The organism is Bacillus sp. ISL-35, from assembly GCF_018613355.1.
Taxonomy (GTDB): domain Bacteria; phylum Bacillota; class Bacilli; order Bacillales; family Cytobacillaceae; genus Mesobacillus.
Genome location: NZ_JAGGQK010000006.1, coordinates 109170 through 133112 on the forward strand (window position 1 = coordinate 109170; position 23943 = coordinate 133112).

A 23943-nucleotide genomic window follows, 5' to 3' on the forward strand; every position below is an offset into this window, starting at 1 on the left:
GCCAAAGAAGGCTGACCCATATGATTATTCCTTTTAAAAGATAGCACGGAATCGTGGTCGCTCCATTCTTATGCTTGTATTCACCTAGAAAAATATACCAATCTACCACCGTTTATATTATACTTTTAGAAATATCAAAAAACGGGGTGGTTTCTTTGCGTGATTGTTTTATCTGCAATAAACACAGGGGCAATATTCAAACTTCGGGGATATCGATTTACGAGGATGAGTTGGTGTATGTTGGTCATATCGATCGAAATGGGAAGCCTAACTACTTGGGTCATATTATGATTGATTTAAAAAGACATGTTCCCACACTTGGAGAGATGAATATGGAGGAAGCGAAAGCGTTTGGGATGACGATGGCCAAAGTGAGTAAAGCTCTTATGGAGAGTGAGGGTGCTGAACATATTTATTCATTTGTTTCTGGGGATTCGGTGCCGCACCTTCATATGCACCTGGTAGCTCGATATCCAAACACACCTAAGGAGTTTTGGGGACCTAATGCTGTTTACGACTGGGAAGATGCACCTATGGGAAACAATGAAGAAGTTATTGCGCTTTGCAGACGCCTTAAAACGTATTTAGAGAATCATCCATATGAGTAATAATCGTCAAGAATTCAGCTGGGTAGGCAGCCAGGAAAATTTCATTGACCAGCCACATACTCTTCAGCTAGGTAAAGTTGTAATTGGGCGTTATGGCGGTAATTCAAGTGCTGGACAGTATAAGAATGAAGATGGGTGTTTGGTATGGATTGATGAGCAGCAGGATTGGGAGTTTGCGATGATCCTAGATGCACATAATACTTCCGAGAGCGCGGAGTTAATTATTGAACAATTTGCAGAAGAAGAACCTGATCTTAAACGTCTACTTTCTTTGCCGGCAAACCAGCAAACTTTTAAAAGGTTAGAAGAAAAGATTCTAAGTATCTTTCAAGCTGAAGAATTTTTATCATCCTGTCGGGAAGTTACCGGGGAGACTGCTTGTTTAATTGTAGCAAGGAAGGATAAGTATGTCTGGTGGTTCTCGGTTGGGGATTGTGTGCTGTATTTATTCCACCAGGATCTTACTGCTTTGGGCCAATATCAGGTCAATCAAAGACAATTTTATGAATGGATTGGACAGGTCAATACTTTCGATTCGCAAGTCCCTTGTTATAGTACTGGCATAAAGGAATTAAGAAAAGGGAAGAATCGTCTATTTCTGACAACTGATGGGTTGATTGAATGCCCAAATGAACCATTCACAGATCCTATTCGTATTTATGATTCTTTTTCAGAGTGCAAAAATGATGAAAAGAATATCCTTTCCATGTTGGAGAAGATTAAAAATCATAATGTTCGAGACAGTACAACGGTCCTTTCCTGGATTGTAGAAGTTGACAAGGAATGTACTATACCAAGTGATCAATGATATTCAAAGAAGCGCAGGGATGATCATCCTGTGCTTTTTTAATGAGTTAATCTTTGATTTGCCTTAAAATATCTGATACGATTTAATCGTACACGATTTAAATATTTATCGAGGAGGAAAAGTTAATGAAAACGGTATATGATTTTACGGTTAAAAAGGCAAATGGGGATTCTCAATCTTTACGAGACTTCGAAGGGAAGCCGATGCTCATTGTCAATACTGCTAGTAAGTGCGGTCTGACTCCTCAATTTGAAGGCCTTCAGGAACTTTATGACCAACACCATGAAAAAGGATTGGAAATTTTCGGTTTTCCTTGTGGACAGTTCAATAATCAGGAATACGACAATATTGAAGAGACGACTCAGTTTTGCCAGTTGAATTACGGTGTGACTTTTCCAATGTTTGCGAAAATCGATGTGAATGGCGCCAATACAGATCCGCTTTTTGCTTTTTTAAAAGAACAGAAAGGCGGCGTTCTGACGAAGGATATAAAATGGAATTTCACGAAATTCCTTGTTGACCGAAATGGACATGTGGTGAAACGGTATGCCCCAACGACTGAGCCTGAAAAAATTAAGAATGATCTTTCTGAATTACTTTAATCAGCATAAAGGGTGAGTCAAATGAAGGATTTACTAACATTGGAAAATCAGCTGTGCTTTGCAGTCTATGACGCAGGGAGCCAGTTTACCAAACTTTATACGAAAGCCCTGGATTCCTTCGGGCTCACCTATCCTCAATATCTGGCTTTATTAGCGCTTTGGGAGAAGGATGGGGTTACTGCTAAGGAACTGGGTGAAAGGTTGAACTTAGGCACAGGCACATTGACTCCGATGGTCAAAAGGATGGAAGCCAATGGCTGGCTAATGAGGGAGCGTTCGAATGAGGATGAAAGGAAGGTCTCTATAAGTCTTCTTTCTAAAGCCAAAGAACAAAAGGAAGCCATTGTGCAAAAGATTGCCGCTGAGTTGAAACTATGCAATATTGAGTTTGCAGAGTATGAGCAGCTAATGAAGTTATTAGGCGTATTGCGGGGGAAATTGAGCGCATATAATCGTTGAAGATGAACACGAAAATAAATTTCTTGTTGGATTAATTGATTCACCAAAAACTATATTGACAAAAAATTAGCAAAAGTATTATATTAGAAGTCCTGCCAACTATTTGTTGGCGTATAGGGGACTGTTAAAAGTTCATTCTTGTGGGAAAGGGAATGATGAAAATGAACAAAGAGCAATTAGTGGAAAGTGCACGCGAGACGAAAAAGAATGCCTATGTGCCTTATTCCAAATTTCCTGTTGGAGCAGCTTTGCTTCTGAAAGACGGCAGTGTCATTAACGGTGTGAACGTTGAAAACGTTTCATTCGGTGCGACGAACTGCGCTGAGAGAACAGCTATTTTTACGGCCGTGGCGAAGGGTTACAAAAAGGGTGATTTCCAGGCAATCGCAGTTGCAGGTGATACGGTGGATTTCCTGCCGCCTTGCAGCATTTGCAGACAAGTGATGGTTGAATTCTGTTCACCTGATATGCCAGTCTATTTGACAAATGACAAGCAAGAAATCCGGGAGCTGGCATTAAAAGAACTGTTGCCATATGCTTTTACAGATTTAGATATGTAATTATTGAATAGACAAGAGCATGTTTTGAGCAATCAAAATATGCTCTTTATTTTATATCTTCAAAACTATTAAATAGAGGAAGAGACGATTCGAGCCTATCACAAATGAAAAAGCAATTATAGAATCGTCCCGGGATCTAACTCATTTTATATAATGCTTACCTGTTTAAAGCCCAGATCTGATAAAGCGTTTTCAACAGAACTGTTGATTTCTGTTGGATTAAAATTTATGCCGGTCCGGTTAATGACATGGGCGATTGAAGGACGTACTCCTGTGATAATAATTTCTACACCTATTAATCTTAATGTTTTCACTATTTGAAAAAGAGAGTTTGCAACAACACTGTCCATGTTTGAGACTCCAGATAGATCCATTATGAAAAAGTTTAAATTCAGTCTAGTTGCTTCATTTAACGAAATCTCCATAATCCTGTGTGCACGTTCGTAATCAACTGATCCCCTCACTGCCAGGACGGCAATACCAGAAGAAATAGAAACAACTGGGACAGACAGCTCCTCAAGTTCTGTAAATGCCGATTTCATCTGGCCATTGTAATGCCGTTCATGCACCTCTCCAGTTATTCTGAAGACCGAATCAATAAGCTTGTCAAATCTGCTGGCTATTTCTACGATTGTTTTACAGGAAAATCGATTTTGCTCTAATTCCTCGGTGAATATTTCCCAAATGACCAGGCGGAAAAGGGATATGACTCTTAAAACCTGTGTTAAAGAAATACCATATCGAATGGTTAAATCTGCTACATCCTTTGCCCATTTGCCAACAGATTTAAAAACTTCTTCTTCATTTTTGTAGAGTGCTTCTCCTAAATAACCTATTAATTGTGATCGGTAATTCAAATATTCCGACTCCGGAATTGTGAATTTTTCAGAATGCTCTTTTGTAAATTCAAGGATATTTCTATTTAATAATCTCGCTAGTTCAACACGATTTTTAAAGATTTTTTTGCCTATGAATTCGAACTCTTCTTTCGACATTTCGCATCTCCTAAGGTTTGAATTCTTGAAAACCGGGTTTTCCTTTCTCGAAAAATGGATAGGGTTTACTGGTATGGATCTTTCTTGTGAAGAAAAATTAAAACAGTAGATGAAGAGGTTGAGATACGGTGATGCTCATGAGGATTTATGAAGATTTCAGAATGTTCCCTAACCCTAACATAAAGGTTCAGTAAAAGCGAGGAGTTAAACAAAAATAACTCTAAAAAATATCCTTCAAAACCTATAAGGGACAGTGAATTGGGTTCTTGACATTTATTCTATTCTGTCTATCATTCTCTCGTTTAATTTTGTCAGGTTTATCAGGCCCGTTTTTACGGGAGATACAATTGTCTGTCAGGTGAAAATAGAACAATATGAAAAGCAGGAAAATCTGCGTACCGCAATCGGGCAACCTTTTCATGTGTGAACCAAAATGAAAAGGAAGTATTGAAAGACATTATTTCCGGGGGTTATCCTTTAGCATTCCTGATTACTTTTAAGCATGGGTATTTTTCCTGTGCTTATTTTTATATACTGCTGGAAAATTTTGTTTTACTATTATTTTATATGATATATCGTCTTAGATAACATTTTTAAAAAGAGGAGCAAGCTATGGTGTATTCAGGAGGTCCAATGACGAAAGCGACGTATTTTGTCCTGCTCGCTTTAATTCGTCCCAATCATGGCTACCAGCTCATGCACGCAATTACAGAGGTCTCATGGCCGAGTGAATATGAGACCAGGGACATTGTGCGGAGTCCTTCCGCGGATGAAGAAGGACGGTCTGATTGCTTTGTCTGAGAATGATTGCAGGAGGATGACTTACGAAATGTCGCAGGAGGGCTGCGGAATGAGTATGATCAGCTGGAAGCGTTGATTCAGGACTGTTGGATCCTAAAGGAGATGAGGGAAATTGACTAGACCGGTTTATAAGATCCGCCCCAGTGTTTATTGGAGAATCGGAGAGCATGAATGCTGGTTTGCAGATATGGCGGCACAGGGACTCTTCTTAAAAAAAATGGGCATCCATTTTGCCAGGTTCGAAAAAGGTGAACCGCGGAGGATGAAATATAGAATCTATGTAACCGAGAAAAAGAAAATCCCTGCTGAACAAATTGAGATTTATGCTGAGAGTGGCTGGAATTTTCTCACCAGCTATGGGAATTTTCACGTCTTTTCATCACCAGAAGAGCTGAATGCCCCTGAACTTCATCCGGATCCTGCAGAGCAGGCTTATTTATTAAGGGGACTGGATAAAAAGCTGGCATGGAATGCAATTGGCGTGATTGTTTGCCTTGTTCTAATAATTGGCATGATGGCTTCAATTTGGTTTCTTGATGGCACACCTGCCTTCGCGATGGTAGAGGGTGCAGCCATCCAGCAGATGATTTTAATGCTTTTTATTGCTTATACTGCCTATCATTCACTTCGTGCAGCTTTTTCCATCCGAACATTGCGTAAAAAACTAGCAGAAGGTAAACCGATTGACCATAGAGCTCCATGGAAGAAAAAACATCGCACCCACACTACCGCTGCTTTTCTGTTTACAGTGTTAGCTGGTGCGAGTGCGGTTATTCCTTTCATGCAGCTGGTGAAAATGGATACCAAAACCTTGCCCGAAACAAGCCTGGACTTGCCGATTGTCAGATTGGCAGAAGTGGAGCAGAATCCCGATTTGGTTCGTTCCGAAATAGTTTATATGAGTGACAATGTCGATTGGGGAAATCGTTACTCGTACAAATGGAGTCCACTGGCACCCGTACAATATGAAACAGATGAATCTGGGCAGGTTCCCGGAAAGCTGTGGGACGATAAAAGTGGTGAGTATTCACCAGCGATCCATACACAGTTCTACAAGCTGACATTTGAAAACATGGCGGATGAGCTAGTTTCTGACTTGATCAAACGATACAAATATGAAAACACCCAGGACGAATATCGGAAGAAGAACCATCCCGACCTGGATTTGCTGGTTGTCCATGTAGAGAAAGACAAGAAAGAGGTATTTGCCTCAAGAGGTAATGTTGTTATGTATGTCCGGTATCATGGGGATGCTGAGTTAGGTACGGTTATAGAAAAGGTAGTTGAAAAGACACGTTTACTTCCAGATTAAAGATGTATGTAAGCATCCATCGCGGGTTGGTCAGATAAGTAGTTATAGGGATTAGTTATTTTGACAGGTTTTATGGTGGCGAGCGAAAAGCTGTCAAAAAACAGTTGTTATTTTGACAGGTTTGATGGCGTAGAGAGAAAAGCTGTCAAGAATCCGCGGTTATTTTGACAGGTTTGACTGTGTAGAGAGAAAAGCTGTCAAGAAACCATCGTTATTTTGACAGGTTTGATGGTGTAGAGAGAAAAGCTGTCAAGACTCCGCGGTTATTTTGACAGGTTTGATGGTGTAGAGAGAAAAGCTGTCAAGAATCCGTGGTTATTTTGACAGGTTTGATGGTGTAGAGAGAAAAGCTGTCAAGAAACCATCGTTATTTTGACAGGTTAGATGGTGTAGAGAGAAAAGCTGTCAAGAATCCGTGGTTATTTTGACAGGTTTGATGGTGTAGAGAGTAAAGTTGTCAAGAATCCGTGGTTATTTTGACAGGTTGAGAGTTGTTGAGCGAAAAGCTGTCAAAAAATCGTTGTTATTTTGACTGTCATCTTATCGAGCGTGATCCCTTAAGGATTAACGCTTATTTTTATTGAACATTTCTACTGAATTACCTAGCGGGGTAGCTAGGAAGATATACTCAAAAATATATTTCGATAAGTAAGTTATTTAAAATGTTATTTTCAATATAAATAAGTTTATAAAGAAGGGATGGGATTTAAATCGAATGGATTCGGAGGAAAATGAATGAAAGCCATCGTTTATGACAAATATGGTTCACCCGATGTTCTTCAGTTTGCAGAAGTCAATAAACCTATTCCTCAAGACAACCAGGTACTGGTAAAGATTCATGCTGCATCCTTAAATTATGGGAATTTAGTGCTTCTAAAAGGAGAGCCCTTCTTAGCGCGCTTCGCCTTTGGCCTTGTAAAACCAAAATACTCCATACCTGGAGGTGACATTGCAGGCCGTGTCGAAGCAGTTGGTAAAGATGTTAAACAGTTTGAGCTAGGTCAAGATGTATTTGGAGACCTCTCTCGTTGTGGCTGGGGAGGATTTGCTGAATATGTAGCTGTTCCCGAGAATGCACTGGCATTGAAACCGGTAAACACCACTTTTGAAGAAGCAGCCTCGGTACCTATGGCCGCAGTTACAGCCTTACAAGGTTTAAAAGATAAAGGCAAGATTCAGGCGGGACAAAAGGTGTTGATTAATGGTGCCTCCGGAGGTGTAGGAACTTTTGCCGTACAAATCGCCAAATCATTCGGAGCGAACGTAACTGGTGTTTGCAGTACGAGGAATTTAGAAATTCTGCGATCCATTGGTGCAGATCATGTCATTGATTATACGAAAGAGGATTTTACCGAAAAAGGACAGAAGTATGACTTGATTCTTGGGGTTAACGGACACCATCCGATTAATGCTTATAAGCGGTCATTGAATGAGGATGGAACTTTTGTACACGTTGGGGGTTCGGGGTCCCAAATGTTTCAAACAATGACCTTAGGATCCTGGTTCTCACTCACTGGAAAGAAAAATATGTCTAGCTTATTACAAAGGCAAAAGCAAAAAGATTTAATCTATATCAAAGAACTCCTTGAAGCCGGAAAAGTGAAGCCTGTCATTGATAGAACTTTTAAGTTGAGTGAAGTGAAAGAAGCTTTCGAGTATTTTGAACAAGGGCACGCTCAAGGAAAAGTAGTTATGACAATATGAAAATTTTGAATCGATGTAAAAGTGAATAGAATGAAGGGTGGCGATACTTAAGACAGTATCGTCTTTTTTGTTGGGAGATTCGTTCGGAAACAAGACTCGAGGCCAGTGAAGGGGAACAGAACAAGAAAAGAGCAGTATTTACGTTGTAGAACGTAAATGCTGCTCTTAATAAATAACAAAATCGTAAAACCCCATTGAAAATAGAAGGATCCTGTGATAAATTTATATAGATATGCATCGTTTTATTAAAATAAATTATAATTATCCCTATTTTAATTATACAATGCATTCGCTTTGTTAGTCAACTCTTTTATAAAAAAAATTAGGGGTGTTGCTATGAGTATGGAACTTCAGCGGGAGCAAAAGCGATTGAACGGGGTAATGGAGACGATCCGGAATGAAATCGGCAAAATGGAAAAAGAAACATCCAGGCTGAAAAACGAGGTCGTTCATATCCGTAAGCACTTTTGGGATGAGGTGAGAGTAAATACGGACACTTTTGATGATTTCCTGGAGACCATCATCGGCTTAAGACAGGAGGCACAAGCACTTTCTGTTAGCCAGAGTACCCATCGTCATTCATCCAAGCGTCTGGCCACTCTCCGCCGAATGCAGGAGATTCCATATTTCGGGCGGATTGATTTTACAGAAGAAGGTACTTCTGCACCGGAACACATCTATATTGGCATCTCCTCGCTTAGTGATGCTTCAGGTGAAGAGTTCCTGATTTACGACTGGAGGGCTCCCATCTCCAGTGTTTACTACGATTATCAGCCAGGACCAGCAATGTACCGAACACCCGGGGGGCCAATCGAGGGCAGTTTAGAGAAAAAGTGGCAATACTTGATCAGCGGGGGTGTTCTTCAATCTATGTTCGATACGAGCTTGACGATTGGAGACGAGATTTTGCAGCAGGTGCTAGGCAAAGGCACTGATAAGCATATGCATAATATAGTCGCGACGATTCAACAAGAGCAAAACAAGATTATCCGGCATGACCGCGGCAGGCTGCTCATCGTCCATGGTGCGGCTGGAAGCGGAAAAACTTCGGCCGCGATGCAGCGTATTGCTTATATGCTCTACAAGCACCGTGACCATTTGAATGCTGATCAAATTATTCTGTTCTCTCCGAATAAAATGTTCAGCAGTTATGTATCCAATGTTCTGCCTGAACTTGGAGAAGAGAATATGCAGCAGGCGACATTCCAGGAATATCTGGACCACCGCTTGAGTAAGGAATTTGATGTTGAAACTCCATATGAGCAGCTGGAATATGTTTTAACCGCAACGAATACCCCTTCTTACAGCTCGAGAATCCCCGGTATCCGATTCAAGGCTTCAGCCGATTTTTTCGAAGCAATTCAATCCTACAGGAAGTCACTTGAGTCTTCTGGAATGGTATTCAAGAGCATCAATTTTAGAGGAGAGCCCCTGGTAACCTCCCAACAAATAGCGGATAGATTTTATCATGGTGATGATTCTTCAAAGTTCCATAGCCGTCTTGATCAAGTGAAGGATTGGCTGTTGAAGCAAATTGCAGAAGCCGAAAAGCTTGAAAGGACTAAGCCTTGGGTGCAGGAGGAAATCGAGCTGCTTAGCGATGAAGAATACCATAAGGCATATACCTATTTAGCCCAAAAAAGGGGATATAAAGGAGAATCCATTCACGATTATGAGATCGAGGATGAAGCGTTGGCGCGTTTGGTCGTTCGCCGGAAGTTTCAACCATTGCGAAAACGGATTAAGGCATACCGCTTTGTTAACATCAAGGAAATATACAGGCAGCTATTTACCGATCACACGAAGATCAACCAGTTGAATGCTGGAGGAGTACCCGGGGAGTGGCCTGATACTTGCGCGTTAACTATAACTATACTCGACGAAGGAAAACTGTATTATGAGGACGCCACACCATATTTATTTTTAAAAGAACTGATATTTGGTTTTCAGACGAATAGTTCGATTAGACACATTGTGGTAGATGAAGCGCAGGATTATTCAGCTTTCCAATTCGAATTTTTAAAGCGTCTGTTCCCAGCTGCAAGGATGACTGTGTTAGGCGACTTTAATCAGGCGATCTTCGCACATGCCAGCGAAGTGGTTGATTTTCACCGACTGACCAACCTTTACGGACATGATGCTACAGAAGTGGTCAATATGGCGCGAAGCTACCGATCGACAAAACCGATTATTGAGTTTACACGAAGACTTGTTCCAAACGGCGAAAGAATCATTCCTTTTGAACGAGACGGGGAACGTCCGGTGCTGACTCAATTGGCCGATCACAAGGAACTGCACAGATACATTGCCTCCAAAGTTGGGGATTTGCGAGAAAAGGGTTACGACAGTATTGCCATTATCTGCAAATCTGCCGAGGAAAGTTTAAAGGCATTCAAATCGTTGTCCGGTATAGAAGGTATTAAACACATAGAAAGTGGTACGCTTGAGTATGAACAAGGAGTAGTCGTCATCCCTTCTTATCTGTCCAAGGGAATCGAATTCGATGCTGTCATCATATACGATGCATCGGCGGAAGTTTATGGAGAAGAGAGTCTGCGCAGAATCTTTTATACTGCATGCACCAGGGCCATGCATTATTTGCAGTTATTCAGTGTAGGGAAACCCAGCCCATTTTTAAGGGACGGTATACAGGAAGGCTTCATTCATACGGAATCTGTATGAAATTAGGGGATTGTCACATTTAAGGCAGAGGCTTTTAAAAAAACTGAAGAGGTTCTTTGAGCATTTGATCCTCTTCAGCTTTTTATTCCTTTATTTGCGTGTAATCATTTGTGGCGGCTCTTCCATCCAGCCATTTTTGATCATGATTTTCGCGCCTTTATGAGCGTACTCAAAAACATCTTTTGTAAAAATGCCCATTTTGGCAGGCAGGTCATTTCTTAAACTAAAAGCTGTTCCGAGAGAGTTGCTTCCCAATGAGAAGCTGCAAAACAGGCTTGTGCAATACATCATTAACTTGTCTGAAAATGGAGCCTCTGTAGATTTGGTCGCATTACCTCCAGCTGTTTGCGGGACAGGGAGGTCGTCCTGGATCATTAGCTCACTCAATTCTTTTACGATTCCTTTTGCGAGTTCAGCACCCTCAAAAAAGAATTTCTTTACCTCTTTGTCTTTTGCGGACTGGGCAAACCCCAAAATCATTTGCGTGCCTGTGAGATTTGATTCAATTCCTTTATGAATATGGGCAACCTCAACCGCATTGAAGGTCCTTTTTTGAGTGAACGGATTTATGGCACTAGCGCTTAGATAGTCTTTATCTTTAACAAACTCCACTGACTTTGGCATTGAAACGAAAGGGGTCCTGACAAGAAGCCCTTTCTCAAGCAAATACTGTGAACAAATCCTGAAATACTTCTGGGTAAGTGCTGTCAAATCTTCAAATAGGATATTGATATCTTCCCTGAACGTCATCGACAGATTCAAAGCATGAAGTCCCATGCTGATTTCCTTTAACAACCTGACGAACATGATGTCAAAGCCGTTATCATATAACTTTGGTACATCCTTATAAACGTCCTGTGATGTATAGCCAGTTGGGGTGACGGCGCCTTCCAGTTCATAAATGGCTGTGATCCTACTCACAAAAACCTCTAGTTCACTATGTAGACTTGTCATGATTTCCTTTGCTTTTTCATCATCGGCTTTCTCGATAAAGTATTCCAGCATCCGTAAAATCATCGTTTTTTCCTGATAGGTGAGCCATAACGACCCTAATTCGGAAGAGGTTATAGGAGCTTTTTCCGGCATGGTGAATCCTCCCTGAACATGTTTTTTTTAGAGTGTGCTGAAAAACCATTTTTGATTCCTTTATGTAAATAGATGTAAGTGATCAGTAAAGAAAAACATAACGCATATTACTCATTCATTGGTAAAAAATACACAAATCTCAATTCTAACAACCCTCTATTTTTTCAAACTGAAAAGTGGACGTCCTGCAAAGCAGTATTTAAAATATATGTATTAGATACAGGAGGTGTTACATGAAAACAGTAGTGAATGAGCCGTCACTTTTTGAACATATGTTCAAAAATTTAGCATTTCCGGTGCTGATATATGAAATTGCTGATGAAAATTTGAGGGAATATCGGATTTTTGAAGTGAATGAAGCTGCATGTACCTTATTGAAGTATTCCAAAGAAGAGTTACTTTCCAGAGAGGTTTTGTCTCTATACAGTCATTTAACGCCAAAAGCATTAGGGACTGTAAAGGAACTTCTATTTACGGATGGCAAAATTTGTACTGTACTTGACCTTCCTGATCGACATGAAAAGATGATTACGGTAGAAGTCAATGCTTCATTGATGAGTATTGGCAATCAATCATTTATTTTTTGTATGTTAAAAGAATTTTCAACCCGACACTGTCATCACGATGCACTTGAAGAAGAAAACCACTATTTGCGTACTGTGATTGACACGACACAGTCATTTGTATTAATTCTTGATAAAGATGGACGAATTAATAATTGGAACCAATACACAGAACGGATGTCAGGGTACAGCCTTGAAGAAGTACAGTACAAAAAGTTTTGGGACTTTTTTATCGATAATATGGAGAAACAGCGGATTGTTAAAAATTATTTATCCGGTAAAATTCCTACAGAATACGAAAATTTCTGGCGAATGAAAAATGGCGAAAAAAGATTTATCAAATGGAAGAGTAAAACGGTTGAAGATCCTGAAGGGAATATTCAATTTGTTTTAGCAACCGGTGTTGATATTACGGATACAGTTCTTTCTTTTAAGGAGTTGGAGAAAAGCAGGGAAAAATATAAAGCACTGGTCTCCTCGATGCAAGACATCGTCATTACGATTGACACCTCCTTCAAGATCACCAGTGTACATGGAAAATGGATTAAATCGAATGGTTTTAACAGTGAAGTCTTTGAAGGAAAATCGGTACATGATCTCTTTAACGATTCAAGGATCCAACAGGAAGTCCAAAGAGCTCTTTCAGGAAAAAGTGCAGAAATTGAATGGGATATAGAGATCAATGGTAAGAGCCATTATTTTCACAGTGTTTTGTCACCGATTATATTAAATAACAATGTGATTAAAGAGGTTGTCGGAGTTACTCGTGACATAACAGAAAAGAAAAACCTTGAGGAGCACCATAAGAGAATTTATGAAGCCTTAACAAGCGGAATGATTCTTCAGGACACAACCGGGAAAATTGTCTACGCGAATAAAAACGCAAGCGAAATATTGGGATATAGCGAACAAGTGCTAGTTAATATGACCTCTCTTAATGTGGAATGGGATGCCGAAAATGGTTCAGGAGATCCATTCAAGGGCGAGGAGCATCCTGCAATGAAAACGTTAGAGACTGGTGAAGAATTCAGTAATATTGAAATGTTTGTATTCAACCCTAGGAAGGATGAAAAAAGGTGGATCCTAGTTGACACCAGGGCAATTTATGAAGCGGGCAGCAGCAATAAAATAGAGTACGTCCTATCTACTTTCCATGATATTACAGAAAAAAAGGAAATGGATCAGATTATGCAGCAATCGCAAAAGCTTGCACTGATTGGCAGATTGGCTTCTGGAGTGGTTCATGAAATACGCAACCCTCTAACGAGTATCATGGGACTTCTGAAATTCGTGGAAGAAGGCCAGGATCAGAATAAGATTTTTGATTACCTTCCTGTCATGAAAATGGAATTGGAACAAATAAATAGGTTCACGAACGAGTTTATCGAACTTTCATATTCAAATGAATACAACTGGACCGTAGCGGATATTGACAGCATCATTCGATATTCAGTAAATTCACTGCAGTCGGAAATCGCTGATCACAATATTAAGACCCTTATTGAAAACAACTGTAATAAGAATCTACTGGTGAAATGCATTGAGCCCCACCTAAAGCTTCTGTTTATCAATCTGTTTAAAAACTCGATTGAGGCTATGCCTTACGGAGGAAGCCTGACGGCCAAAATGGAATGCATGGAAGATAAAGTCCTGGTAAGTGTCATCGATACAGGAAAGGGAATCAGTCCTGAACGGTTAAAACATCTTTGCGAGCCTTACTATTCCACCAAAGAAAAAGGGACAGGCCTGGGGTTAATGCGCAGTCTGAAGGTCGTCCATGATCATAATGGGAAAATCGATTTTTCTAGTGAAGAAGGGAAAGGAACGGTTGTCACAATCGAACTTCCTCTAAACTAATATGTAATGGGGACACATGCAGTTATATTACAATTGCCATAGTGTTTGTCTTGAATTGGAGCTCTTCTAAGCTGGAGGACTTTATTTTTTTGTTTAAAATCAAGAATGTTTCCCGGGTAATCATGTTGACCGGCTTAGAGAACCAAATAAATGAAGGATCTTCAATGAATGTGTGTTGTACTCCTGAAATACGGTGTCATGAAGCAGGCTTCTTCGATAGGGAATAAGCAATCTGGAAAAATTAAATCATCTACCTTGAAAACCAGGGCAGCCCTATACTCAGAGCTGCCTTAAGTTTCTTATCTGGAGTAGATTGATTTTTGTTCCCAGATGTTTGTCCGAGTTTTTAACTTATAGTTATAGGTTGAATGTAGGTTAATTGTGACTTTAATATTCCTGAGAGAGTTTTCCTCCAGATAAAGCGTATTCGGAGTGTTCTTTTTTATATAATCCAGGTAAGAGCCTTTGTGAATCCTGAACCATTCGATGCCCAGGCGGAGCACATCCGAATTAATAGTTAGCCCTTCCTTAAAGCTCTGATTTATTTCCTCATGAATGATTTCTTCTATTTCTTCTTTTATTTGCGTTTCTGATACGTTTTGAATGCTTTCGAGGATATCTGCATCCCCATTTACTGAAACTTCAAAAATAGGTTTATCTTTTTGCTGTACTAATTGAATATCCATTTTTGACGTTTTCACCCTCACGACAGTATGCGGATTTTCTTTTTCACCGAGGATATAGGTATTCTTCATAGGTGCATGTTCTCTCCATCTGATTCCCTTGATTTTATCAATAGATTTATAACCTTGATAGGTCTGGTTTTCATAAAAGTAAGCTCCTATAAAGGTTAAATTTTTATAGGATGTTTGATTTTCACTCCATTTATCCTCTAGCCCAATTGAAGGTATATAAGATGCTCCCACTGGTTCATAGAACTTAGAAATAAATTCCCTGTATGTAAAATGCTTCAGAAGACTTTCGGTATCTTCTTTCCTTGGTTTCAAGAGAATCGTGTAAAGTGGAGGATAAAAGAATAACCCATGGGTAGTGAAAATATCTGGAATAGATTCCTTTGTACCAAGGATAAAATTGGTTTGACGAAAAAAATCCAGCCTGCCAAGTTCTTGAGTGACTTTTAAAAATCTTGTTTGAAGAACTTCTTCAGATAACAAAATAGTCCGTACATGTCGCAGATATAATTGCGGCTGGGAACTTCTCTGCAATTCTGCAAGGATTTCACTCAAGGTTTTGCCGGAGCTTTTCCCAATCCAAATAGGAGAGGGTCCTGCAGGTTTTGCACTTTCTGTTTTGGCCACACCTGAAAAATCCAGGGCCATTGTATAAATAATGTAGTCATTTTTCTCTTTATCGAAGTCAATCCCGATGGCTACTACATAGGTGAAATCCTGGATATTTTGGCTTGCCCCACAGCTTGTTAAAATCGGGACCAACAGTACTATTGCAATTATTTTTAAAAGCCGCATTCTAATCCTCCTGTCGGGTTGGATCATTTGACCTTAAGGAAGCATCTCTTCTCGCCAGCATATTCCATGGCATTTTGAAAAAAGATACACCCAGTTTTGACAATGAAAATGGATAGGAGAAGGACAAATAGGGTACTCCATGGGATGTCAAAGTTGAAAAATAAGAAATAATCAACAGCGTTCCAACGACAATCCCGAAGATACCGAAAAAAGTACCTAATATTAGAATGACAATCCTTAGTAACGTTGCTGCGCCTCCTAGAGTGGGATTCACAAGGGTATAACCGCTGACGAAAACGATACCCCCAACAACCAGCATGGAAGGAGAAGTCAGACCAGAACGAATGGCTGCATCACCGACAATCAATCCGCCAAGAACCGAAACGGTTTGTCCGACTGAACGTGGCAGCCTCATTCCGGCCTCATGGAAAAGTTCGAAAAGAAAGAGCATAATGATCATTTCCATGGATGTAGAAAGTGGGATGCCTAATCGCGAAACACTGATAGTGGCAACCAGTTGAAAAGGGATTTGATCAATATTATGGGTGGTGAGAGCAACCCAAAATCCGGGTAAAAGGATGGAGATGAACAGCGAACTGAGACGCAGCAACCTCTCAAATGAGACATATAAATAATTTTGATTTAAATCCTCTGGCGATTTTATTAAGTTGGTAAGATGGACGGGGGCTATTGAAACTAATGGCTGTCCATCAATCATCAATGCATACCTTCCTTGGTTTAAGGCTTCAATAACATAATCAGGTCTGCCGCTATTATCGGATGTTGTCATGAGAGACCTGGGTTGATCTGCCAGCAATTTCTCTATTTGTTGAAGACTTGTCACTACATCCAAATCAAGATTTTGAATCTTGTTTTTTATATCATTCAACAACGGCTGATTGATAATGTCATCAATATAAATAAGTGCCATGTTCACATTGCTTCTTTTGCCTATAACAAACTTCTCCACTTTTAATTGATTGGATTTAAAACGCTTTCTGATCAGCGCCAGGTTGGTATTCAGATCTTCGATAAAGCCGTCTCTCGGGCCCTGTACTGATGGTTCGATTGAAGATTCTTCCGGGGTCCTAGAAGGAATTTTTGTTACACTGATTGCCAGTATGGTTTTCTCTAAAAAAATAAGAAGGCTTCCAGAGAGAAGTTTCAGCTGTATGTCAGCCAGGGGAGAATCAGACATATCGTTGACGAGAAATTCGTCCTTAATAAAATTTGTAAAATCCTGTACCTTGCCTTCAGCGTTTTTCAACTTTGGTAATATGACCTGGTCAATATAATTCACATCGGCAAGACTTACGAAATATGAAAGTTCAAGGGAGAAATGTGTGTACCTCTTTTGTGTGAAAACTAGGTCGTCACAATTTAAGAATTCTTCTTTTAGTTGGGTGATCAGATCACGACTTTTCAAGAGGCTTTTTCTCCTTTCTTTTTGATAAGTAGACAAAAAAGGTTAGTACAGTTGTAACAGTCACGACTAAAATTAAGCAGAATGGAAGGAAAAAAACGTATAGGAATTTATTGATGTCGTAAGTATCCAGCTTTAAAAAGGTAGTACCATAGATCATCAAAAATAAAAATGGCAGGAAAAATTTATTTTTCCGTTTATTTAAATATTGGTTGATGATATAAAGGAACAAACTAATGCGAAAGAAAGCTCCGCTTACCCACTGAAACATGGCAAGGAAATCCAACCTGGAGATAAACTCTCCAATCTTCAAAAGCTTCCATTCTTCATAAGCCGGAAAAGCAAAATTTCTCGCTTCAACAGGACCGAATTCCATAATAGCGGCTGACAGGGGGCCAACGGTTAAGCCAACTAAAACAAAACCCAACCAAAATATTTCCTTGAATTTAATTTTTTGCGTAAGATGATGCTGAATCAGAATGATGACAAAGATCTCGGTTAAGCCCGATAATGCATAGAAAACGCCTTTTAAAAAAGGAACATATCCATTCAGAAACAGCGGAAACAAGTATTCTATATCTTTTTGCGTGGTATTTACACTCATAATAAAAAATCCCAGCATTACGACCAGCGGTAAAACAATGGTTGACATGATGGCAAGTACCTTTAAAGTCCTGGTAGAAAGCCAGTAACATGATGTTAGTACTACCGCAGAAACAAGAAAACTGGGAGTGGTGGGAAGAAAATAAATCTCTGCCCAGTAAGACGTATCCAGGAATGTAATGCAAGCGTGCACAAAAAGAATGAACAATAATGGCAGCACAAACAGGGCAGCTAAAAACTTTCCATAACGGTTTTTAAGCCAGGTCGTGATCTTCTCCTGCTCAGTATTTTTAGTAATGTAATAAATCATCCATATAAATAGTAAAAAGGGGAAGAAAGAAGCCAAAACACTTAACCACGCATCCCTAGCTGCCGCTTCCAAAAGCATCGGAATGAGAATCACATGGTTAAATAGCCCCGTAGACAGGACCATGATAAAAAACACTTCTTTCGCCCTTAGAAGATTATAATTCAATCGAAATTCACCACCAGATTCATTCCCAACAGAGATATCGTTAGCAAAATGGGGGTTTTTTATGCAAGACTCTAAGGCTGTTCCAGATTCTTTCAAATTGAGGTAGTGGAGGGGGAAGAGTGTAGAAGCATAGGCGAGTTCGGATAGGTAGAGTGGAAAATGGCTAAAAGTTGTCTGAAGCGGAGGTGAGTTCGGTCAGGTTGAGTGGGAAATGCTGAAAAGCTGTCTGAAGTAGAGGTAACTTCGGACAGGTTGAGTGGGGAATGCTGAAAGGCTGTCTGAAGTAGGGGCAAGTTCGGACAGGTTGAGTAGGAAAAGGTGATAAGCTGTCCGAAATATGGGTGAGTTCGGACAGGTTGAGTGGGAAATAGTGAAAAGCTGTCTGAAGTAGGGGTGAGTTCGGACAGGTTGAGTGGGAAATAGAGAAAAGCTGTCCGAAGTAGGGGTAAGTTCGGACAGATCGAGTGGAAAATAGAGAAAAGCTGTCTGAAGTATAGGCGAGTTCGGACAGGTTTAGCTGAAAATCCTGAAAAGCTGTCCGAAGTAGGGCTTAGTTCGGACAGGTTCAGAGGAAAATAGTGAAAAGCTGTCTGAAGTAGGGGTAAGTTTGGACAGGTTGAGTGGAAAATAGTGAAAAGCTGTCTGAAGTAAGGGTGAGTTCGGACAGGTTTAGCTGTAAATGATGGAAAGCTGTCTGAAGTAGGGGTAACTTCGGACAAGTTCAGCGGGAAAATGCTGAAAAGCTGTCTGAAGTAGAGGTAACCTCGGACAAGTTGAGTGGGAAAAAGGGAAAGCTGTCTGAAGCAGGAGAGATTTCGGACAGCTTTAATGTAAAATAGCGATTAAGATTTCTGCCTGCTTCCTGAAAAAGAGTTTGGCCATAGGCAGGTTGAAAAGCAAAATGGTTTTGTCTGCTTACATTCTTAAAATGAGTATGACTCACCGTCATCCGGGACTAAAATATTTGAGGAGATTCCTTTCTCATTTGCGAAACTTTTTAATTCTTCTCTAGATAATGTCCAGTGGTTTACTGCTTCCATGTGAACAGCTATAATTTTTGCATTCGGTGCAGCTTTATAAACTTCATAGACATCCTCTTTTCCCATTACCAAAGATCCGCCCTCGTTGAATTGATTATCCCCGGCATTTACAACAATAATGGCTGGCTTGTGGGTATCAATTACATTTTGAACCTCGTCGTACCAGACTGTGTCCCCGGCAACATATAATGTTTTCTCTGATGAATGATTGAAAACCACGCCGCATACGAGTCCAAGAAGCTTGAGGATTTCTCCTCTTCCATGCTCGCCGTTGGTTTTAGTTAACTGGATGCCTTCGAATACTGTATTTTCTTTTAGAACCTCTACATTTTGGAATCCGGCATTTCGAATTTCTGACGCATCATCTTCGTTCTGGGAAAAAACTTTGATTTGTTTTGGCAATGCTTCCTTTGCAGCATCATCCCAGTGGTCAAGATGTAAATGCGTGACGATGACGGCATCGATGTCCTGGATGATTTGTTCAATGGATGCAGGCAAGCTTACCAGAGGATTATATTTGTCCTGTCTCGCTGAATTACGAAAAGGCGGGTAAGTCCCTTTTTCAGCTAACATAGGATCGATTAAAAACTTTTTGCCTGCGTACTCCACCACTATTGTGGCATTACGGATTTGTTGTATATTCATATTGTAGCTCCTTTTTTTAAAAATTCCTTCTAAGTAATGAATATTGTATATTAACCCAAATGACAGATACATAGATTAAATAAAGTCTTTTGCCATTTTCACTTTATTTTTGAAAGGAGTTAAATGAATGATGGACCATACTGATCGACTTATCCTGGATGAACTAACCAAGAATAGTCGGATAACGATGAAAGAATTAGGGGAGAAGGTCCATTTGACTGGACCCGCCGCTTCAGCAAGAGTGGCTAAATTAGAGGATAGCGGAATCATCGAGGGATACACGATTAATGTTAATCAAATAAAAATGGGGTATTCGATCCACGCAATTATACATATTTATACGAAAACTACAAATCATCAACCCTATTTGTCTTTTGTAAAGAAGCAAAATCCATATGTCATTAATAACTACAAAGTCAGTGGAGAAAGTTGCTATATCTTGGAAGCTAAGTTTCCATCCAATGAAAACTTAGATGGATTTTTGACTGACTTAAGCAACTATGTGGGCTATAAACTATCGATTGTTATTAATAAATAGATGAGGTAATTCGGCTAGTTTTTTAAATCTTTTATGTCAATCCACGATCAATACCGATGAACTCCTCATTAAAATGGAAGCGCAGGGATGGTACACTGCGCTTTTATGCCTTTAATGATTCAATCCAGATTCAAACTTATTGAGGATTTGAATTAACCTTTCCGTTCCTTTTCTAATTTTTCAATAAGAGATTCAACGGTTTTCATAATCGTTTCATTACTCACATCTCGACCTAGCACAGCACTTGCCCTTTTGATCAACTCTTCTTTATTAATACTCATATAATTTTCATTCCTCTTCTATCATATAAGGCACACAATTTATATTATCGGCATATTTTAACGGATGATTAACAGGAATTTTTGGGAAGAAGAGGGTAACTGCCATGATGTATGTAAGCAGCAGGTTATTTTGTTGTACCATTTTTATAAAGGAGTAGTATCCCTTACTCTATGGTAAAATAAGAATAAACGTTCGGTGTTTGGAGGAGAAAACATGTTAAAGAGTAAGGAAGATGTTATAGATATAATTCAGTCCGATGATAAAATGATGGAAATTATACATACTGCAAGCACTCTTGATTTGCCTGACTGGTGGATCTGTGCCGGATTTGTCCGGTCGAAAATTTGGGACACTTTACATGGCTTCGTGGAGCGAACATTGACACCGGATGTTGATGTGATATATTTTGATCCTTCAAATCTTGATGAAGATTACGAAAAAGCATTAGAAAAAAAGCTGGCAGCCCTATTGCCTGGCATTCCCTGGTCAGTAAAAAATCAAGCAAGGATGCATGTGGTGAATCAGATTCCACCGTATACATCCTCTGAAGATGCAATTTCCAAATTCCCTGAAACGGCAACAGCCCTCGGAGTGAAGCTGGATAGTGAAAATCAATTGGTACTTACAGCTCCTTGTGGTATAGAGGATGTACTAAATCTAGAGGTTAAGCCTACTCCATTTTTTACAGAAACAAGTGAACGGGTTGCCATTTATGAGCAACGGCTGGTTAAGAAAAATTGGAAAGATATTTGGCCTATGGTCAAAGTTCATAATTGAAAGCAGTGGCACTGTATGAAAAGCATCTCAATCGGCGTTACACAATTTCATCCTCAAACTTATTGTTTAGGTTGCCAAGTAATAGACGAGGTAAGGTAATTATATTTTTTCGGATGAGCTGCTTAAACAATTCAATGAAAACGGACAGATAGGTCTGATTTCAAAGGTAGCGGTCGCTCATTCTCCAATTGTTTGGTGGCTGTCTTATTTTTTCTGTTCGGACATGAGACAGAACTTCTAATTTGTTTTATACTAATATTCAAAGGAGGTGAGGGAAAATGGAAGCACAAATACTAGAAATTTTAGTAGGTATGCAAAAGGATCTTGTTGACGTAAAAAGTGATTTGAGGGATGTAAAAGCAGACGTAAGTGATTTAAAAGCTGATATGAGAAATGTAAAAGCAGACATGGGTGTTTTAAAAGCTGATATGACAAACGTAAAAGCAGATGTCATCAATCTAATAGGTAATGTGACGAATTTAGAAAATAAACTTGAAGTGGTTCAAGCCGATATCCAAGAGGTCAAGGCAACAGTTGACCGAATAGAAGCGGCACAAATTGAAGATGTCATCGGGATATTAAAAGTAAGTAAGAAGAAAACAGATTTTGAAGTTGACTATTTGGACAAGAGAATAACAGAAATGGACAAGCGTCTATTTGTTCTTGAAAAGAAGATACAAGAATAAGTCTCAATCTTAAGAGTTTCTTGTATTTATAAATTAAATCCATATCAATGGGATGATTCGTTTTTCGGTTATATTGATTCACTTCAAGATTTGTTTAACTCCTTCGTTATTAACCCTTATGCTAACGAATTATAAGTGCTTGTTTGTTTCAGTCATCCATGAATTTACGGTAATAAAACTCTGCTAAACAATACCTCTTATAAAATAATAAATACTCCTTTTTCTGTCACTTTTTTCTTTTGTTTAATTCACTTTTCTAAAATGAATTCCTCTATTAACCTGTACCCCTCATCTTGTATTGCATTTACAATGCTTGTGCTGTGGCGGATGGATGCTGCTGATTATGAGAGAATTATCTCAGAAGAGGATATTTCTTAACGCATTTCGAAACTGGGTAGTGTTAATCCCTTGATCTGGAAGGATATTATTTCTACGATGGCAGAAAAATAAAAAGCGGCCCAACAGGAAGCATTGTTGGACTTACTAATTGTTGATATAAAGATTATAGGGAATAAAGTTGGTTTCGAAAAACAACTAACCTGACCTGGCTTTGCAACCAATTTTTTCGTTTTAACTCAATAGTTCATACTAAAATAAAATTAAGAGTATTGAACGGGGGAACAATCTGTGGAAGAAATCTTAAAGCAAATTTTAAATGAGATAAAAGATATGCGTGTTGATATTAAAGATTTGAGACAAGGACAGAACAGGCTGGAAATTGGTCAGGAAAAGTTACAGAAGACTCTGTTCGATAGTATAGGGTTAAACATAGATAAAATTGTTGAGCATATTGATGATAAGACTGAAGCTTTAAACAAAAGAGTTTACAAAGTAGAGACAGAGATTGAACGGTTGAGTAGACAGTAAGGCTTCCTTGCTGTTTTTTTGTTTGTTTACAAAGTGAAGCAAAAAAGATCTCAACGATCAATACGAAGGTTGAGATGTTAAGGTATTGCTAAACTTTATTATTCTTTTCAAGTAAGTCAATGATTTTAACAAGTTTCTTTTCAATCTCATGGGTTTGGGTTCTTTTAGCAGAAGTATTTATTATAATTCTGCGAATAAAAAGCGTGAAGGAAACCACGAACAAGATTATTAGTACAATTACGATTCCAATGAAAAATAGTGAAGCAATATTTATGCCTTCCATAACGTGAGACCCACTTTCTGCTATAAATTTAGTCGAAGATGTATCAAATTTATTAACAAAAGCTATAATCTTGACAGGTTTTCGCTAAAACTCCGCAAAGCTGTCAAAAAAAGCTAGTAATCTTGACAGGTTTCCCCTGAAACCCTTAAAAGCTGTCAAAATAAGCTCATAATCTTGACAGGTTTTCGCTGAAACTCTTCAAAGCTGTCAAGAAAAGCTCGTAATCTTGACAGGTTGTCGCTGAAACCCCGCAAAGCTGTCAAGAAAAGCTCGTAATCTTGACAGGTTTTCGCTGAAAGTCCGCTAAGCTGTCAAAATAAGCTCATAATCTTGACAGGTTGTCGCTGAAACCCCGCAAAGCTGTCAAAATAAGCTCATAATCTTGACAGGTTTTCGCTGATACTCCGCTAAGCTGTCAAGAAAAGACCGAAACCCACATTATCAAAAAGAAATCTTCATACATAGCCTCAACTTGACGTCTAACCAGTTACTTCTGCAACTTCTCAGGGTTTTTAACTTTAATCGAAACCACTTCTCCACATTCCAGACAAACTGTATAGACTCTTTCGGATCCAATTGACATTTTTTTATCAACTGGCCGAAGGTTGATATAATCCATGGCTTGGACAAACGAATTTCCTCCACAGCTATGGCATTTCAATTCTGATTTGTTCATAAAGTTCCTCTCCCTTCAATATATTTCCTAATACGGTTCTAATATCGAAAAGGTTTCAACGTTCTATCCAAGAAGGAATTTGACTCCTTTATGTTGAATTAAAGTTCTATTCGTTTTAAAGGAG

General features: G+C 39.3%; 23 protein-coding genes and 1 pseudogene. 15 read left to right on the forward strand and 9 right to left on the reverse strand.

Features of this window, described 5'->3' with window-relative positions:
* Positions 1-155: 155 nt before the first annotated feature.
* The 5 genes from J7E38_RS09930 to J7E38_RS09950 all read left to right on the forward strand — a co-directional run bounded on the left by J7E38_RS09930 (position 156) and on the right by J7E38_RS09950 (position 3037).
* Positions 156-608, forward strand: a complete 453-nt coding sequence (locus tag J7E38_RS09930) for an HIT family protein (protein WP_214705592.1) — start codon at positions 156-158, stop codon at positions 606-608.
* A complete protein-coding gene (locus tag J7E38_RS09935; protein ID WP_214705593.1) occupies positions 601-1416 on the forward strand; it encodes a PP2C family serine/threonine-protein phosphatase in 816 nt (271 codons plus the stop codon). Before J7E38_RS09930 ends, J7E38_RS09935 begins: the two co-directional genes overlap by 8 nt.
* Positions 1417-1541: 125 nt before the next feature.
* Positions 1542-2018 carry a glutathione peroxidase gene (locus J7E38_RS09940; RefSeq protein WP_214705594.1) on the forward strand — a complete coding sequence of 159 codons (477 nt, stop codon included), beginning with the start codon at positions 1542-1544 and terminating at the stop codon, positions 2016-2018.
* A gap of 21 nt (positions 2019-2039) precedes the next feature.
* Positions 2040-2477 carry a MarR family winged helix-turn-helix transcriptional regulator gene (locus tag J7E38_RS09945; RefSeq protein WP_214705595.1) on the forward strand — a complete coding sequence of 146 codons (438 nt, stop codon included), beginning with the start codon at positions 2040-2042 and terminating at the stop codon, positions 2475-2477.
* 161 nt (positions 2478-2638) lie between these two features.
* A complete protein-coding gene (locus J7E38_RS09950) occupies positions 2639-3037 on the forward strand; it encodes a cytidine deaminase (RefSeq protein WP_214705872.1) in 399 nt (132 codons plus the stop codon).
* Between the two features lie 146 nt (positions 3038-3183).
* Here J7E38_RS09950 and J7E38_RS09955 read toward each other — a convergent pair whose 3' ends face one another.
* On the reverse strand, positions 3184-4032 hold the full coding sequence (locus tag J7E38_RS09955; RefSeq protein WP_214705596.1) for an STAS domain-containing protein: 849 nt from the start codon (positions 4030-4032) through the stop codon (positions 3184-3186).
* Between the two features lie 316 nt (positions 4033-4348).
* Here J7E38_RS09955 and J7E38_RS24300 point away from each other — a divergent pair.
* From J7E38_RS24300 to helD, 5 genes and pseudogenes are all read left to right on the forward strand, one after another.
* Positions 4349-4500: pseudogene (locus J7E38_RS24300) on the forward strand (enoyl-CoA hydratase); the annotation flags it as partial.
* A gap of 165 nt (positions 4501-4665) precedes the next feature.
* Complete coding sequence (locus tag J7E38_RS23870) at positions 4666-4833, forward strand: hypothetical protein (protein WP_214705597.1); 168 nt, start codon at positions 4666-4668, stop codon at positions 4831-4833.
* A 112-nt stretch (positions 4834-4945) separates the two neighbouring features.
* Positions 4946-6145, forward strand: coding sequence for a DUF2812 domain-containing protein (locus J7E38_RS09965; RefSeq protein ID WP_214705598.1), 1200 nt, complete (start codon positions 4946-4948; stop codon positions 6143-6145).
* A gap of 735 nt (positions 6146-6880) precedes the next feature.
* Complete coding sequence (locus J7E38_RS09970; protein ID WP_214705599.1) at positions 6881-7849, forward strand: NAD(P)-dependent alcohol dehydrogenase; 969 nt, start codon at positions 6881-6883, stop codon at positions 7847-7849.
* Positions 7850-8185: 336 nt separating this feature from the next.
* Positions 8186-10531, forward strand: a complete 2346-nt coding sequence (helD, locus tag J7E38_RS09975) for an RNA polymerase recycling motor HelD (protein ID WP_214705600.1) — start codon at positions 8186-8188, stop codon at positions 10529-10531.
* Between the two features lie 90 nt (positions 10532-10621).
* Here helD and J7E38_RS09980 read toward each other — a convergent pair whose 3' ends face one another.
* The gene (locus tag J7E38_RS09980; RefSeq protein WP_214705601.1) at positions 10622-11617 is read right to left on the reverse strand and encodes a DUF3231 family protein; all 996 of its coding nucleotides are present in this window, start codon (positions 11615-11617) and stop codon (positions 10622-10624) included.
* 233 nt (positions 11618-11850) lie between these two features.
* Here J7E38_RS09980 and J7E38_RS09985 point away from each other — a divergent pair, with 233 nt between their 5' ends.
* Complete coding sequence (locus tag J7E38_RS09985) at positions 11851-14037, forward strand: PAS domain-containing protein (RefSeq protein WP_214705602.1); 2187 nt, start codon at positions 11851-11853, stop codon at positions 14035-14037.
* A 299-nt stretch (positions 14038-14336) separates the two neighbouring features.
* Here the strand turns inward: J7E38_RS09985 and J7E38_RS09990 are convergent, their stop codons facing one another.
* The 4 genes from J7E38_RS09990 to J7E38_RS10005 form a co-directional block, all read right to left on the reverse strand.
* A complete protein-coding gene (locus tag J7E38_RS09990) occupies positions 14337-15524 on the reverse strand; it encodes a Ger(x)C family spore germination protein (protein WP_214705603.1) in 1188 nt (395 codons plus the stop codon).
* Between the two features lies 1 nt (position 15525).
* Positions 15526-16950 carry a spore germination protein gene (locus J7E38_RS09995; protein WP_214705604.1) on the reverse strand — a complete coding sequence of 475 codons (1425 nt, stop codon included), beginning with the start codon at positions 16948-16950 and terminating at the stop codon, positions 15526-15528.
* A complete protein-coding gene (locus J7E38_RS10000) occupies positions 16937-17995 on the reverse strand; it encodes a GerAB/ArcD/ProY family transporter (protein ID WP_353049947.1) in 1059 nt (352 codons plus the stop codon). Before J7E38_RS10000 ends, J7E38_RS09995 begins: the two co-directional genes overlap by 14 nt.
* 953 nt (positions 17996-18948) lie before the next feature.
* Complete coding sequence (locus J7E38_RS10005) at positions 18949-19710, reverse strand: MBL fold metallo-hydrolase (RefSeq protein ID WP_214705606.1); 762 nt, start codon at positions 19708-19710, stop codon at positions 18949-18951.
* Between the two features lie 127 nt (positions 19711-19837).
* Here J7E38_RS10005 and J7E38_RS10010 point away from each other — a divergent pair, with 127 nt between their 5' ends.
* Entirely contained in the window at positions 19838-20248 is a 411-nt protein-coding gene (locus J7E38_RS10010; RefSeq protein WP_214705607.1) for an Lrp/AsnC family transcriptional regulator, read from the forward strand.
* A 152-nt stretch (positions 20249-20400) separates the two neighbouring features.
* Here the strand turns inward: J7E38_RS10010 and J7E38_RS24080 are convergent, their stop codons facing one another.
* Positions 20401-20529, reverse strand: coding sequence for a hypothetical protein (locus tag J7E38_RS24080; protein WP_285291721.1), 129 nt, complete (start codon positions 20527-20529; stop codon positions 20401-20403).
* Between the two features lie 214 nt (positions 20530-20743).
* On the opposite strand from J7E38_RS24080, the gene J7E38_RS10015 reads away from it, so the two are divergent.
* From J7E38_RS10015 to J7E38_RS10025, 3 genes are all read left to right on the forward strand, one after another.
* Positions 20744-21307, forward strand: a complete 564-nt coding sequence (locus J7E38_RS10015; protein ID WP_214705608.1) for a nucleotidyltransferase family protein — start codon at positions 20744-20746, stop codon at positions 21305-21307.
* A 278-nt stretch (positions 21308-21585) separates the two neighbouring features.
* Positions 21586-21993: a hypothetical protein gene (locus J7E38_RS10020; RefSeq protein ID WP_214705609.1), complete on the forward strand. Its 408-nt coding sequence runs from the start codon at positions 21586-21588 to the stop codon at positions 21991-21993.
* 627 nt (positions 21994-22620) lie between these two features.
* Positions 22621-22860, forward strand: a complete 240-nt coding sequence (locus J7E38_RS10025) for a hypothetical protein (RefSeq protein ID WP_214705610.1) — start codon at positions 22621-22623, stop codon at positions 22858-22860.
* Between the two features lie 88 nt (positions 22861-22948).
* On the opposite strand, the gene J7E38_RS10030 is transcribed toward J7E38_RS10025, so the two are convergent.
* Positions 22949-23143, reverse strand: a complete 195-nt coding sequence (locus J7E38_RS10030; RefSeq protein WP_214705611.1) for a DUF4083 family protein — start codon at positions 23141-23143, stop codon at positions 22949-22951.
* Between the two features lie 487 nt (positions 23144-23630).
* Positions 23631-23819: a hypothetical protein gene (locus J7E38_RS10035; protein ID WP_214705612.1), complete on the reverse strand. Its 189-nt coding sequence runs from the start codon at positions 23817-23819 to the stop codon at positions 23631-23633.
* Positions 23820-23943: the final 124 nt, after the last annotated feature.

Excerpts from the sequence above, each read along its gene's own strand:
- J7E38_RS09935 (WP_214705593.1), top strand. The coding sequence starts at position 601 with ATGAGTAATAATCGTCAAGAATTCAGCTGGGTAGGCAGCCAGGAAAAT.
- J7E38_RS09940 (WP_214705594.1), top strand. The coding sequence starts at position 1,542 with ATGAAAACGGTATATGATTTTACGGTTAAAAAGGCAAATGGGGATTCT.
- J7E38_RS09945 (WP_214705595.1), top strand. The coding sequence starts at position 2,040 with ATGAAGGATTTACTAACATTGGAAAATCAGCTGTGCTTTGCAGTCTAT.
- J7E38_RS09950 (WP_214705872.1), top strand. The coding sequence starts at position 2,639 with ATGAACAAAGAGCAATTAGTGGAAAGTGCACGCGAGACGAAAAAGAAT.
- J7E38_RS09955 (WP_214705596.1), bottom strand. The coding sequence starts at position 4,032 with ATGTCGAAAGAAGAGTTCGAATTCATAGGCAAAAAAATCTTTAAAAAT.
- J7E38_RS23870 (WP_214705597.1), top strand. The coding sequence starts at position 4,666 with ATGACGAAAGCGACGTATTTTGTCCTGCTCGCTTTAATTCGTCCCAAT.
- J7E38_RS09970 (WP_214705599.1), top strand. The coding sequence starts at position 6,881 with ATGAAAGCCATCGTTTATGACAAATATGGTTCACCCGATGTTCTTCAG.
- helD (WP_214705600.1), top strand. The coding sequence starts at position 8,186 with ATGAGTATGGAACTTCAGCGGGAGCAAAAGCGATTGAACGGGGTAATG.
- J7E38_RS09980 (WP_214705601.1), bottom strand. The coding sequence starts at position 11,617 with ATGCCGGAAAAAGCTCCTATAACCTCTTCCGAATTAGGGTCGTTATGG.
- J7E38_RS09985 (WP_214705602.1), top strand. The coding sequence starts at position 11,851 with ATGAAAACAGTAGTGAATGAGCCGTCACTTTTTGAACATATGTTCAAA.
- J7E38_RS09990 (WP_214705603.1), bottom strand. The coding sequence starts at position 15,524 with ATGCGGCTTTTAAAAATAATTGCAATAGTACTGTTGGTCCCGATTTTA.
- J7E38_RS10005 (WP_214705606.1), bottom strand. The coding sequence starts at position 19,710 with ATGAATATACAACAAATCCGTAATGCCACAATAGTGGTGGAGTACGCA.
- J7E38_RS10010 (WP_214705607.1), top strand. The coding sequence starts at position 19,838 with ATGATGGACCATACTGATCGACTTATCCTGGATGAACTAACCAAGAAT.
- J7E38_RS24080 (WP_285291721.1), bottom strand. The coding sequence starts at position 20,529 with ATGAGTATTAATAAAGAAGAGTTGATCAAAAGGGCAAGTGCTGTGCTA.
- J7E38_RS10015 (WP_214705608.1), top strand. The coding sequence starts at position 20,744 with ATGTTAAAGAGTAAGGAAGATGTTATAGATATAATTCAGTCCGATGAT.
- J7E38_RS10020 (WP_214705609.1), top strand. The coding sequence starts at position 21,586 with ATGGAAGCACAAATACTAGAAATTTTAGTAGGTATGCAAAAGGATCTT.
- J7E38_RS10030 (WP_214705611.1), bottom strand. The coding sequence starts at position 23,143 with ATGGAAGGCATAAATATTGCTTCACTATTTTTCATTGGAATCGTAATT.
- J7E38_RS10035 (WP_214705612.1), bottom strand. The coding sequence starts at position 23,819 with ATGAACAAATCAGAATTGAAATGCCATAGCTGTGGAGGAAATTCGTTT.